We start from the raw sequence: 12,972 nt of genomic DNA, 5'->3' as shown, positions 1-12,972 counted from the left end.
GCCCGTTTGTGACAGAACCTCTCCGGACGCTCTCAGTAGCCCTCGTCCTTGAGCTCCTTCCGGTAGCCGGCGTCAATGGCGCGGCGGACGAGCCCGGGCGACGCGGCGAGTCCCTTGGAGACGGCCCGGGTCATCGATGCCGACGCGCCCTGGCCCTTGTTATGGGCGAGGTGCTGGGCGGCCACATGCATCAGGTCGGGTGCTCGCGTGCGGTCGACGTGGCTCGATCGGTCCCACATGCCCGACATGCGGACCGCCTCGTTGGGGCTGATCACGGCCTGATCGACGCGGACGACCAGGGCCGCGTGCGGCGGCTTGCCCTTGAGCGCCATCGTCGCCAGCAGCGACGGGTCGTCAGTCACGTGGGCGCCGCCGCTCATGTGCAGGACGTCCTCGCCGCCGGGGACGAGCGCGGCCAGCGAGACCTCGTCGCAGGTCATGAGGTTGCGGAAGGTGTCGGCCCGCTTGTTGCCCCTCCTGTCCGGAATGGCCAGCGTGTGGCCGTCCAGGATCCGGACGAAGCCGGGCGGGTCGCCCTTGGGGCTGGTGTCGCCGCGTCCTTCGGCATCGCGCGAGGAGACCAGGAGGAACGGCGTCCTCGACAGGAACTCGGCCACCGCCGGCTGACCGAGAGGCCCCGGCACATCGCCGTTCCGGCTCGGCGGCGTCGGCGGCGTCGGCGCTGGCGAGGGAGTCGAGGACGCCTCCTTCCACAATCCCGACCGCAGGACGCATCTCGCGCAGTGCACCCACGTCTCGTGCACGTCAACGGCGACCCGGCCTCCCGACACCTCCGCCGCCGAGCCGTTGAGGCGCAGCGTCTCCCCGATTCCGGGCAGGAGAAAGATCATCGACAGGCCGGTGCCCAACACCGGCTGCGGAGAACCGGCGGGAATCGCGAAAGAAAGCCGGCTGGACGATTCCACCCGCGCGAATCCCGGGGCCCCGCCGACGAGCGTCGTATGCGGAACTCCCGCGTCGTCGCGGAAACCGATGCCCGCGATCGGTGAATGGGCCAGGACGCTCCTGCATCCGTCATCGAGGGCGTCGGCCACCTTCAGCAGGACCATCTGCGGCGTCCGGCCTATGAGTGCCTCGACGGCTTCCACCGTCGTCACCTTGCGCATTAGTACTCCCGTGCGGAGGGGCGTTGAATGAAAAGCAACGCTTGGTAAAAGCAACGCTAGGGTGGCCGGAGAGCGGCATGTGGCCAACCATGTCCGCGAACCGGCCAAGTGCGAAGGGAGGGCGGATGGCGGACGTCCAGGCGCCGCCGCCGCTGCTGGTCATCGGCGGCGCGTACTTCGACCAGGGCGCCCTCGCCGAGCAGCACCAGCACCCCGACGAGCACCTGATCACGTGGTCGGCCACGGCCACCGTCTCCCTGCGCACCGGCGAGCGCGACTGGCTGGTGCCGCCGACCCACGCGCTCTGGATCCCCGCCGGTTGCCCCCACCGGTTCGAGGTCAGCCGCGCGGGATACGGCTACGCCGTCGTGCTGAGCAGGAACGGCTGCCCGATCACCTGGGCCGAGCCCACCGGCGTCCTGGTCACGCCCTTGCTCCGCGAACTGATCGTCCACCTCGACGGCGGCGCCGCCCGGGCGCGCGCCGCCGCCGAGTCGCTGCTGCTCGCGCTGCTCGAACCCGTGCCCAGCACCGCCTTCCACGTGCCGATCCCCGAGGACCCGCGCGTCCGGACGATCGCCGAAGCGCTCCTCGCCGACCCGGCCGATCCGCGCGACCTCGCCGCCTGGGCCCACGCGACCAGCACCGGCGTCCGGACGATCACGCGGCTGTTCGACCGGGAGACCGGCATGACGTTCGCGCAGTGGCGCACCCTCGTCCGGGTCCGGGCCGCGCTCACCCATCTCGCGCGGGGCAAGTCCGTCGGCGCGACCGCCCGCGCCGTCGGATACCGCAAACCCGGTGCCTTCGCCGAGGCGTTCCACCGCGTCACCGGCCAGCATCCGAGCATCTACCAAGGTGCCGGCGCGCCGCCAAAGGAATGAGCATTTAGTCGGCATATTTCGCTTTTGTGGTTTGTCTCTCGGGGGTAAGCCTCCGCACTCCGCACTTCTCCGCACACGCGAACGCGCCCATCCGCCCGAAGTCCCGATTAATCGAACGCGCGCCCTGTGTCCCGATACCCTTGTGGCTTTCCGCCGCAGGAACGGACAGGTTCTGGAGACCCATGGACGAGGTGGCGTCGGCGATAAGGCGCGGGCTGCTCTGGCTCGAACGCGATCAAGAACGGGACGGGCACTGGTCGGACGCCGAGGGCCTTTCCCGCCTCTCGGCCACCGCCCACGGGGCCCGCGCGTTCGCGGCCTGCGGTTTCGAGGGCGACCACGCCGTGATCCGGCGCGCCATGGCCTGGCTCATGCGCCCCGAACTCGCGGCCGGTTCCAGCCATTACTTCTGGCGGCTCGGCCCCCTTTCGGAGCTCTACCGCTCCGGTGTCCCCGAAGCCCTGATCGAGCACGACCTGCGGGCCGTCCGGACGGCGATCGACGACGGCGTCCGGCTGGACCGCCGCCTCAACTACCCCGCGTTCCTCCTCGACTGCCTGGCCAACCTCGGCCAGGGGACCGACGGCGACGAGCGGTACGTCGACCAGGTCCGCGACCTGCTGGCCATGGGCGACGTCGACGTCACCCCGGCGGTGTGGGCGTTCGCCGCGCTGGAGCGGGCCGGCGCCGCCGACCCGGCGATGCTGGACCGCGAGAAGGTCGCCCGCTCCCTCCGCGAGAACAACGGCTGCCACCATCTCAACGGCTCGGTCGCCGAGACGAGCTACTTCGTCCTGAACTGCTCCCGGTCGGACGTGCTCAGCAACGACCCAGAGCTGCGGCCGGTCGTCCACGGCGCGGTGCGCTGGCTGATGTCGCGGCAGGTCACCCGCACCGGGAGCTGGCCCACCGAGCAGCCCCTCTACAACGGCTCGCAGCAGGCCCAGGCGTACTACACGGCCCTGGCCTGCCGGGCGCTCGCGGCCTACCTGCAGCGCTACCGGCCGCGGTCGCTGGCGCAGGTCTCCCTGCCGGACTGGAGCTTCCGCAGCCGCGTCACCGCGATCGCGAAGTACGCGTCCGCGACGATCCTGGTCTGCCTGACCGTGACCGCCGCCGGTCTGTTCCTCCCGTCTGGGGGCCCCGGACGGCTGCTGACCGCCTCCGGCATCCTCGGCACGGCGCTCAGCGCGATCGTCTTCTCCTGGGAGGTCCGCGACCGCTTCACCCGCCGCCGCTGACCCCGGCGAACGATCACCGACCGCCGGCCGGGGTCAGTCGCCGAGGCGGGAGAAGAGCGTCCGGTATTCGATCTCGTGCTCGGCCAGCAGGCCGTAGACGTCGGCGCCCGGCCCCGTGGGCAGCAGGTCGAGGACGTCGTCGCCCGGCCCGCCGCCGAGAGCGCGCAGGAGCCGGGCCGCGTCGGGGGCCGCGACGAGATGCTCCCACTCGTACTCGGTGATGTCCGGGCCGAAGACCTCGCTGACGCCCTTGCCCAGGTCCTGGCCTTTCAGGACGATCTCGCCCGCGGCGTTGCGGGTGGCGGACAGGTGCCGGAGCCCCTTCTCGTCCCGGACGCTCCGCAACGTGACGGTCCGAGGGCTCGATTCGCTCATGGGCGACCTTAACCCGCGCCACCGACAGAACCCGCGCCACCGACAGACCGCCCGGCACCGACAGACCGTCCAGCACCCGCAGACCGCCCCGGGCTCACCGCGCCGTGAGGGTCACGGGGAACTCGGTGACGCCGCGGACGAAGGCGTTGCGGAGGATCCGGGGGCCCTCGTCGTCGGCCCATTCGGCGGTGGCGACGCGGGCGATGAACTCCTCGAAGAAGATCTGCAGCTCCAGCCGGGCCAGGGACGCGCCCAGGCAGAAGTGGGGGCCGAGGCCGAAGGCGATGTGGTCGCCGGGGCGGCGGGTCACGTCGAAGACGTCCGGATCGTCGAAGACGGCCTCGTCGCGGTTCGCCGACCCGTACATCAGCAGGATCTGCTCGCCCGCCGGGATCTTCACGCCGGCGATCTCGGCGTCCGTCGCGGCGACCCGGCACATGTTGAGGATCGGGGTCGTCCAGCGGACGAACTCCTCGACGGCGTTCGGGATGAGGGACGGGTCGTCCCGCAGCCTCCGCCACTGGTCCGGATGCCGGATCAGTGCGTCCAGCGCGGTCGCGATGACGGTGCGGGTCGTCTCGGCGCCGCCGACCAACAGGAGCAGCGCCTCGTGGGCGAGGTGCTCGTCGTCGTAGGCGGGCTGGTCCGGGCCCGCGTTCGACCAGATGGACAGCAGGTCGTCGGTCGGGCAGGCGCGCCGGTCCTTGGCCATGTCGAGGACGGCGAGCGCGTACTCCCCGGCGGCGATCGTCGCGTCGTCGGTGATGTAGCGCTGCCCGCCGCCCGCGTAGACGGCCGTCGCCGACCAGTGGACGAGCTGCGGCCACGCGTCCTCCGGGAAGCCGAGGAGCCAGCCGATGACGCGGGCGGGCAGGGGAGCGGCCAGCGCCGGGACGGCGTCCACGGTGCCCGCGTCCAGCGCCGTGGTGACGCAGTCGACGGCGGTGGCGCGGATCCGCTCCTCGTAGCGGGCGACGCCGCGCGGCGTGAAGCGCTGGTAGACCATGCGGCGGCGGTGTGCGTGCTCCGGGTCGTCCTGCCCGATCATGGACGGGTCGGACGGCAGCTGCGGCCGGTACCCGCCGGAGTTCGTCCAGACGCGGGGGTTGCGTTCGGCGGCGAACACGTCGGCGTGGCGGGACACGCCCCAGAGGCCGTTCTCCGCGTCGTGGTAGACCGGGGACTCGGCGCGCAGGCGCGCGTAGACGGACCAGGGGTCGGTGGCGTACATCTCGCCGTCGAGAAGGTCGATGTCCATGGCTCACTCCTCGGAAAACGCTGCGGACAGGGGCTCGTGGGGAGTGCGGCATGCGGCCGGCAGCAGGAAAGACGCGAATCTAGACTAACGTCTCACCCAAGCAAGTGCTAGGTCTATGGTGACCCGGCGGGCGCGGGCGGTAAAGGGAACGAAGGGCCTCGGTGCACGCGTTCGGGACCAATGTGCGGAACAATGGGGGCGGCCACAGCGAGGAGGCGTTTTGAGCGGCGACGTGCGGTTCACCGTGACGCGGACGCTGAGCAAGGACCAGCAGGCACGGCGCGAGCGGCTGATCGACTCGGCGAGGGAGCTCGCGCTCGAGGGCGGCTATCCCGCCGTCACCATGCACGACGTGGCGGACCGGGCCGGGGTCGCCCGCGCCACCGTCTACCGCTACTTCGCCACCAAGGACCACCTGCTCACCGAGGTCGCGGCGGCCTGGGCGCACCATGTCACCGACGACATCGACGCGCTCGCGGTCGGCGACACCCAGCTGGAGCGGCTCACCGCGCTGCTGGAGCGCATCGTGTACGTCGCGGCGCAGGAGCCGACCCTCACGTCCGCCATCATCCAGGCGGTGACCTCGGACGACTCCAGCGTCGACGACGCCCGCACCATCCTGTTCCAGTACCTGCGCGACCGGCTGTCGGCCGCGATCGGCGACCCGGTGCCCGAGCGCGAGGACGTCGAGCTCGTCCTCGGGCACATCCTGCTCGCCGGGCTGATCAGCCTCGCGTCGCTGCGGCAGCCCGTCGAGGACGTCGCCACCATGGTCCGGACGGCCGGACGCCTCGTGCTGGCCGGCGCGCTCTCCGCCACGCCCGGCTGATTGGTCCACACTTTCCCGGGCTGATTGGATCTGGAGGCAGGACCATCGCGCCTCCTAGCGTGCTGCCGTGACCAATCTGCCGCTGTTCCTGCTGGCCGCGCTGGCGCTGGTCGCCATCCCCGGCCCGAACCACCTCTACATCACCGCGCGCAGCATCGGTGAGGGCCGCCGCGCCGGGGTCGCGTCCGCGCTCGGCGTCGAGACCGGGACGCTCGTCCACATCGCCGCCGCCGCGGCCGGGCTGTCCGCGGTCGTCGCCGCCTCCGCGACCGCCTTCGGCTTCCTGCGCTACGCGGGCGCCGCCTACCTGCTCTACCTCGCCTACCGGACGTTCCGCGGCGGCGACGACCTGGCCGAGACGCGGCTCCGGCCGCGCCCGATCCGCCGCGTCTACCTGGACGGCGCGCTGGTGAACGTCCTGAACCCGAAGGTCGTGCTGTTCTTCCTGGCCTTCCTGCCCCAGTTCGTCGACCGGGACGCGGGCGCCGTGCCGCTGCAGATCGCCGTGATGGGCCTGGTCCTCGTGCTGATCGGCCTCGTCGTCGACCTCGGGTACGCGGTCGCCGCCGGGTCGATCGGCGGCTGGCTGCGGACCCGTCCCGCGTTCCGGCGGCGCCAGCGGTACGCGACCAGCCTGATCTACCTGGGCCTGGGCGCGGGCGCCGTCCTGACCGGACCGACCACCCGCCGCGCATGAGCCGCCGCGCCTGAGCCGCCCGGCCGGGGTCGCCAGGCTGAGTTGTCGGCCCGAGTTGTGACCTGAGTCGTCAGGCCGAGCTTCCGGCCCGAGCCGCCGCGCCGGGATTGTCAATCCGCTGATAAGCGCGGCCCCGCAATGCGTAGCCGGTCGTGCAGCCCGCGCGGCCGGCCGTCTGTAGCTTCCGAGTCGGGAGGTGCGAACGGTGACCACGACGCTTGAGGACCGCTCCCCGCTGAAGCCCTGGGCCGGCGTGCCGAGCGAGCTGTCCACCGTCTTCCGGCCCCATCTGGAGGCGCTCGCCGAGGAGATGATCGAGGAGATCCTCGCCGGGATCCCCGAGTACTCCCGCCCGCAGGACGAGGAGTACGCGCGGCTGGTCCGGCTCGCCGTCGAGGGCGCGCTCCGCCAGTTCGTCGATCTGATCATGGACCCGGCCAGTTCCTGGGAGCCGGTCGCCGCCGTCTACCGGGAGATCGGCTGGGCCGAGGCCCGCGAGGGCCGCAGCCTGGACATCCTGCAGACCTCGCTGCGGCTCGGCGCCCGGGTCGCCTGGCGGCGGCTCGCCGCCGAGTCCGAGCGGTACAACATCTCCCGCCGCACCCTCGCCAGCATCGCCGAGGCGATCTTCGCGTTCCTGGACGAGATCGCCCGCGCCGCCACCGAGGGCTACACCAGGGCCCGCGCGCAGGAGGCCGGCGAGCTGGAGCACCGCCGCCGCCGGCTGCTGGACCTGCTGCTCGCCGAGCCGCCCGCCGCCGCGCAGGCCGTCGCCGACCTCGCCCGGCTCGCGCAGTGGCGGGTGCCCCGCACCGTCGCCGCGGTCGTCCTGTACGAGCGGGGCCGGCAGCCGTTCTCGCACCCGTCGCTGCCGCCGGACGTGCTCGCCGACGTCAACCGCCGCGAGCCGTGCCTGCTCGTCCCCGACCCGGAGGGCCCCGGCCGGGGCCGCATGCTGGAGTCGGCGCTGCGCGACTGGGTCGCCGCGCTCGGCCCGACCGTCCGCACCGAGGACGCGGCGAAGTCGCTGCGCTGGGCGCGGGACGCGCTGCCGCTCGCGCGCCGCGGCGTCCTGCCGTCCGACCGGCTGATCCGCTGCGCCGACCACATGCCGGCGCTGGTGGTGTTCAAGGACGAGGAGCTGGTGCGGGCGGTCGCCGACTTACGGCTCGCGCCGCTGCGCGAGGTCCGGCCCCGGCACCGGGAGCGGCTGATGCGGACGCTGCTGTCGTGCCTGCAGAACGGGTTCAACGCCACCGAGGTCGCGCACCGCCTGCACGTCCACCCGCAGACCGTCCGGTACCGGCTGCACCAGCTGGAGGAGCTCTTCGGCGAGAAGCTGTACGACCCGGAGGCGCGGCTGGAAATGGAGATGGTGCTGACCGTGTGGCTCACCGAGCCGCCGAGCGATCAATCAAACGATTGACGGGGATCGAGGGCAGCGCCTAGCTTGAGGCTATGGCCAGTAGCGAATCGGGTCGAGAACGGATCCTGGAGGCCGCCACCCGGCTGTTCGCCGCGCTCGGCTACGACGGGACGTCCACCCGGATGATCGCCGAGGCGGCCGGGCTCAACGTCGCCACCGTCGCCTACCACGTCGGCGGCAAGCGCGACCTGTACCTCGCCGTGATGGAACGTGCCCACGAGGTCGAGCGAACCGCCCTGGAAGGGGCCCTCACCCAGATCACACCCGACGCCGAGGGGCTGCTCTCCCTCGTCGACGCCTACGTCGAGTTCTGCATGGAGCGGCCGGAGATCCCCGCGCTGTGGATGCACCGCTGGCTGTCGGACGCGAGCGACGTCGTCCACCTTGAGGAGCAGTACGTCCGGCCGCTGATGCAGATGGTCACCGAGGCCGCCCGCAAGGTCGTCCCCGACGACGTCGACGTCGACTACGTCGTGTGGACGGTCGTCTGGTGCACCCACGGGTTCGGCAACGGCGGCGTCCTGGACACCGACGGGCACCGCCACGGCATCGACGACCCGCAGGCCGTCGCCCGGTTCCGCCGCCACATGCGCCGCACCGTCGCGCTGGCGATCGGCGTCCCGGACCGGGTCGGCGGATGACGGACCTCCCCCCGGCGGCCGTCCCCCCTGCCGCGCACCCCCCGTCCGGCGATCCCGCGGCCGCGCTCTCCCGGCGGCGGCTCTTCGGCTACGGCGTCGGCTCGGTCGGCACCGGCGTCTTCTCCGCCGTCCCCGGGCTGCTGCTCTTGTACTACCTCACCGACGTCCTGGGCGTCTCGGCGGCGATCGCCGGGGCCGTGCTGGTCGTCCCCAAGGCGTGGGACGTGCTGCTCAACCCGGTCGTCGGCGCCGCGAGCGACCGCGAGGCCGTCCGCACCGGCCGCCGCACCCGGCTGCTGCTGCTCGGCGCCGTCACCCTGCCGCTCCTGTTCGCCGCCATGTTCGCCGTGCCGGGCGACTCGCCGAATCTCGCCGCCGTCTGGGCCGGCGTCGCGTTCCTGCTGGCCGCGACCGCGTTCGCCTGTTTCCAGGTCCCGTACGTGGCGCTGCCCGCCGAGATCTCCGCCGACCCGTCCGAGCGTGGCCGCGCGATGGCGTGGCGGGTCGTCTGCCTGACGCTCGGCATCCTCATCGCGGGCGGCCTCGCCCCCGCCCTCACCGACGCGGCCGGCGGCGGACGCGCCGGATACGCGCTGATGGGCGCCGTCGTCGGGCTCGCCATGGGCGCCGCGATGATCGCGAGCGCGCTGGCGAACCGGTGGATCCCGTCCCGGCCCGGGCCGCGCCCGCTCGGGCTGGTGGCCGCGCTGCGCACCGCGCGCGGCAACCGGCCGTTCTTCCTGCTGCTCAGCGCGTCCGTCGCGCAGATCCTCGCCGTCGGGATCATGCTGGCCGGCGCCCCGTACGTCGCGACCTACCGGCTGGACGACTACGGGCTGACGTCCGCGATGTTCGTCTGCATGGTCGGGCCCAGCGCGTTCGCGGTGCCGCTGTGGCGGTGGCTGTCCCGCAAGTACGGCGTCGTCGAGTGCTACATCGCGGGCGTGCTGATGTTCGCGGCGACGGCCGCCGCGATGTACCCCGCCCTCGGCTCCACCGCGGCCCTGCTCCCGTTCGCCTGCATGGTCGGCGTCTGCTACGCGGCCATGCAGTTGCTGTCGCTGGTGCTGCTGCCGGAGACCGTCCACGCCGACACCGGACGAACCGGGCACGCCCAGTCCGGAGCGTTCACCGGCCTCTACACCGCCGCCGAGACCGGCGCGCTCGCCCTCGGGCCCGGCGTGTTCGCGCTGATCCTCGCCGCGACGTCGTTCCGCTCCGCCGACCTGGACACGCCGGTCGTCCAGCCGGACTCGGCCCTCACCGGGCTGAGCGCCGGGTTCTCCCTCGTCCCCGCCCTGCTGCTGCTGATCAGCGTTCCGCCCCTGCTCGCGTTCCGGCGGGCGACCGGGCGCCGACCCCTAGAGGAAACACCCGAACATGCCGTCTGAGCACCTCCCCGAGGCGGGCCGCCCCGCCGCCGACCTGCTCGCCGAACTCGCCCGGCTGCGGGACGCGGACCTGCCCGTCCGCGGCGGCAAGGTCACCGCCTACGTCTACGACACCGGGCGCGAGCCCGTGCACGACCTCGCCGCCACCGCCTACCAGGAGATGCTGGAGGTCAACTGCCTCGACCCGACGGCGTTCCCCAGCATCGTCGCGCTGGAGCGGCAGGTCGTCGGGTTCGTCGCGGCCAAGCTCGGCGGCGGCTCGGGCGTCTTCACCAGCGGCGGCACCGAGTCGATCATGCTGGCGGTGAAGGCGGCGCGGGACGCGCACCCGGTCGGGGGACGGCCGCAGATCGTCCTGCCGGCGACGGCGCACCCCGCGTTCCACAAGGCCGCGCACTACCTCGGCATGGAGGTCGTGCACGTGCCGGTGGACGCCGAGTACCGCGCCGACCCCGCCGCGACCGCCGCCGCGCTGACGCCCCGCACCGCGCTCGTCGTCGCGTCGGCGCCGTCCTACCCGCACGGGACCATGGACCCGGTCCCGGAGATCGCGGCGATCGCCGCGCAGGCCGGCGTCCCCTGCCATGTGGACGCGTGCGTCGGCGGCTGGGTGCTGCCCTGGCTGCGGGACGCGGGCCGTGACGTCCCGCCGTTCGACCTGTCCGTGCCCGGCGTGACGTCCATCTCCTGCGATCTGCACAAATACGGGTACACGCCGAAGGGCGCCTCGGTCGTCCTGTTCGCGGACGAGTCGCACCGCCGCGCCGCCTACTTCGCGTCCGCCGAATGGCCGGGATACACCGTCATCAACGCGACCGTCCAGAGCAGCAAGAGCGCCGGACCGCTCGGCGCCGCCTGGGCCACCCTCAACGCGGTCGGCGCGCAGGGCTACCGCGACCTCGCCGAGAATGCCATGAAGTCGGCGGAACGCCTCAGCGCGGGCGTCGCCGGCATTCCGGGCCTGCGCGTCCTCGGCGACCCGGTCGCGCCACTCGTCGCGGTCGCCTCGACCGACCCCGGGCTGGACGTCTTCACCATCGCCGACGAGGCCCGCCGGCGCGGCTGGTTCTTCCAGCCGCAGCTCTCCTACCAGGGCATCCCGCCGAACCTGCACTTCACCGTCACCGGCGTCAGCGACGTCGACGCGCTCCTCGGCGCGCTCACCGCCGCCACCGACGCCGCCCGCGCCGCCGGACCGCCGGACGTCCCCGCCGAACTGGTCGACGCCCTCGCCGACCTCGACCTCGACAGCCTCGACGACGCAGGCTTCGCCGGCCTCCTCGCCTCCGTCGGCGTCGACCTGTCGGGCGGCGGCGACCCGGAGATGGCCGTGGTCAACGCCATCCTGGACGCCCTGCCGCCCGCGACCCGCGAGTCCCTGCTGATCCGCTTCCTGTCAGCCCTGTACGCGTGACCCTGTACGTGTGACGCCTAGCCGAGCCGGATGAGGCGCTTCAGATAGGACGGCTCGTCCAGCACCTGACCGAGCCGGAGCGGAACCGTCCCCGCCCCGGCGGTCACGGTGCCGACCTGCTCGCCCGCGGCGCCCCGGTGCGGCGGCTCGCCCTCCACGCCGACCTGCACGGTCAGGCCGGGCCAGCCGACCACCGTGACCGGCGCCGCGGCGTGCAGCGGTGTCGTCCCGCCGAGCCCGTCGTCGACCCGCGCGACCCGCGCCCCCTTCTTCGCCAGCGTCACCGCGGTCAGCGCGCCCTCGGCCGCGGCGACGAGCCGTCCCGCCGCGCTCACGGCACCCGCCGCACTCGGCGACCGCTGCCCCATCACCGCGCCGACGATCAGCGTCTCCACACCCTGGACGGTCTTGCGCGCGACGAACACGAAGTTGCCGCCCGCAGCATCGGTGTAGCCGGTCTTGCCGCCGACGATGCCGTACTGCCCGAGCAGGAAATTGCCGCCCTCCCGCACCTGGCCGGCGCCGTCCGGCACGTACGTCCGGTTGTTCACGATCTCCGCGAACTCCGGCAGGCCCATCGCCGCCTTCAGCAGCTTCACCTGGTCCGCGGCCGTGCTCACGGTGCCGGAGTCGTAGCCGCTCGGATCGGTGTAGTGCGTCGCCGTCATGCCGAGCTGCGCCGCCGCCGCGTTCATCTTCGCCACGAACGCCTGCTCGTCGCCCGAATCCCAGCGCGCCAGCTCGTGCGCGACGTCGTTCGCCGAGATGATCAGCAGCGCCTCCAGGGCCTTGCGCTGCGTCAGCTTCTGGTACGCGGTGACGCCGAGCAGCGACTCCTCCCGCTTGCGGCGCATCGGGATCTGCGCCGCCGCCTCCGGCGACACCGTCAGCACCGGCCCCGGCTCACCCGCCTTCAGCGGATGGTCGCGCAGGTACACGTACGCCGTCATCACCTTCGCGACGCTCGCCGTCGGCGTCGGCGCGGACCCGCCCGACGCCCCCATGCTCCCGAGGCCGTCCACATAGACGGCGGACTGCCCCGCCGAAGGCCACGGCAGCCGCGGCGCCTGCCCCGGAAACGCGTGGCTGGACGCGATCGCCAGCTCGATCGTCGGCTCCGGCACCGGCCGCACCAGCTGCCCGGTGGCGACCCCGGCGACCAGCACGACCACCGCCACGAGCACGATGAGCCAGCGCCGCCCCCGCCGCGTCTTCGCGGGCGCCTCCGGTGCCTCCGGCGGACTCCCGTCCCACGGCACGCTCCACTGCCCCGACGACCGCGCCGCCGGATACTCTCCGGACTCCCGCACCGGCAGCCGCTCGGCCCGAGTGACCGAAGCCTCCTGCCCCCACTGAGGCTCACCGGGCCGCTCCCGCACCCCGGCCCCACCATGCGGCGCCCGCCCGACCTCAGAGCCCCACTCCCCGGACCCCCGCGCCTCACCCCACGACGGCAGAGCCTCGACCCGCGTGGCATTCGCATCACTCTGAGGCGGCCAACCCCTACCTTCGGCAGAAGGAGCCTCACCCGGCTGACCACGCCAAGCCTCGCCCTGCCGCCCGTCGTCTTCCGTCCACCAACCCGCACCAGGCAACGGCCGAGCCGCCGACGACTCACCCTCTCCCGGCCGCGCTTCCCCATGAGGACGCACCGGCCGCGCCCCTCCCTGAGGACCACGCTGCGGCGCA

At 72.9% G+C, this 12,972-nt stretch carries 12 protein-coding genes; 8 read left to right on the top strand and 4 right to left on the bottom strand.

Annotation, left to right across the window (positions count from 1 at the left end; all coding sequences use genetic code 11):
- Window positions 1-32 precede the first annotated feature (32 nt).
- On the bottom strand, window positions 33-1,127 hold the full coding sequence (locus tag HUT06_RS36445) for a pyridoxamine 5'-phosphate oxidase family protein (protein ID WP_176199870.1): 1,095 nt from the start codon (window positions 1,125-1,127) through the stop codon (window positions 33-35).
- 125 nt (window positions 1,128-1,252) lie between these two features.
- On the opposite strand from HUT06_RS36445, the gene HUT06_RS36440 reads away from it, so the two are divergent.
- Window positions 1,253-2,011 (top strand): AraC family transcriptional regulator, encoded by a 759-nt coding sequence (locus tag HUT06_RS36440; RefSeq protein WP_176199869.1) that lies wholly within the window; start codon window positions 1,253-1,255, stop codon window positions 2,009-2,011.
- 182 nt (window positions 2,012-2,193) lie between these two features.
- Window positions 2,194-3,252, top strand: a complete 1,059-nt coding sequence (locus HUT06_RS36435; protein WP_176199868.1) for a hypothetical protein — start codon at window positions 2,194-2,196, stop codon at window positions 3,250-3,252.
- Window positions 3,253-3,285: 33 nt separating this feature from the next.
- Here HUT06_RS36435 and HUT06_RS36430 read toward each other — a convergent pair whose 3' ends face one another.
- Together HUT06_RS36430 and HUT06_RS36425 are read right to left on the bottom strand one after the other, a co-directional pair.
- Window positions 3,286-3,627, bottom strand: a complete 342-nt coding sequence (locus HUT06_RS36430) for a hypothetical protein (RefSeq protein WP_176199867.1) — start codon at window positions 3,625-3,627, stop codon at window positions 3,286-3,288.
- Between the two features lie 94 nt (window positions 3,628-3,721).
- Window positions 3,722-4,885 (bottom strand): cytochrome P450, encoded by a 1,164-nt coding sequence (locus tag HUT06_RS36425; RefSeq protein WP_176199866.1) that lies wholly within the window; start codon window positions 4,883-4,885, stop codon window positions 3,722-3,724.
- 220 nt (window positions 4,886-5,105) lie between these two features.
- On the opposite strand from HUT06_RS36425, the gene HUT06_RS36420 reads away from it, so the two are divergent.
- The 6 genes from HUT06_RS36420 to HUT06_RS36395 all read left to right on the top strand — a co-directional run bounded on the left by HUT06_RS36420 (window position 5,106) and on the right by HUT06_RS36395 (window position 11,283).
- The gene (locus HUT06_RS36420; protein ID WP_176199865.1) at window positions 5,106-5,714 is read left to right on the top strand and encodes a TetR/AcrR family transcriptional regulator; all 609 of its coding nucleotides are present in this window, start codon (window positions 5,106-5,108) and stop codon (window positions 5,712-5,714) included.
- A gap of 67 nt (window positions 5,715-5,781) precedes the next feature.
- Window positions 5,782-6,411 (top strand): LysE family translocator, encoded by a 630-nt coding sequence (locus HUT06_RS36415; protein ID WP_176199864.1) that lies wholly within the window; start codon window positions 5,782-5,784, stop codon window positions 6,409-6,411.
- 205 nt (window positions 6,412-6,616) lie between these two features.
- Window positions 6,617-7,837: a CdaR family transcriptional regulator gene (locus tag HUT06_RS36410; protein ID WP_254715574.1), complete on the top strand. Its 1,221-nt coding sequence runs from the start codon at window positions 6,617-6,619 to the stop codon at window positions 7,835-7,837.
- Between the two features lie 32 nt (window positions 7,838-7,869).
- Entirely contained in the window at window positions 7,870-8,478 is a 609-nt protein-coding gene (locus HUT06_RS36405; RefSeq protein ID WP_176199862.1) for a TetR/AcrR family transcriptional regulator, read from the top strand.
- Entirely contained in the window at window positions 8,475-9,869 is a 1,395-nt protein-coding gene (locus HUT06_RS36400) for an MFS transporter (protein WP_176199861.1), read from the top strand. The genes HUT06_RS36405 and HUT06_RS36400 overlap by 4 nt, the downstream gene beginning before the upstream one ends.
- Window positions 9,859-11,283 (top strand): aspartate aminotransferase family protein, encoded by a 1,425-nt coding sequence (locus HUT06_RS36395; RefSeq protein ID WP_176199860.1) that lies wholly within the window; start codon window positions 9,859-9,861, stop codon window positions 11,281-11,283. Before HUT06_RS36400 ends, HUT06_RS36395 begins: the two co-directional genes overlap by 11 nt.
- Before the next feature lie 17 nt (window positions 11,284-11,300).
- On the opposite strand, the gene HUT06_RS44935 is transcribed toward HUT06_RS36395, so the two are convergent.
- On the bottom strand, window positions 11,301-12,593 hold the full coding sequence (locus HUT06_RS44935) for a D-alanyl-D-alanine carboxypeptidase family protein (RefSeq protein WP_254715573.1): 1,293 nt from the start codon (window positions 12,591-12,593) through the stop codon (window positions 11,301-11,303).
- Between the last annotated feature and the right edge of the window lie 379 nt (window positions 12,594-12,972).

Origin of the sequence: Actinomadura sp. NAK00032 (genome assembly GCF_013364275.1) — a bacterium.
Taxonomy (GTDB): Bacteria; Actinomycetota; Actinomycetes; order Streptosporangiales; family Streptosporangiaceae; genus Spirillospora.
This window is presented reverse-complemented; position numbering and strand designations above follow the sequence as displayed.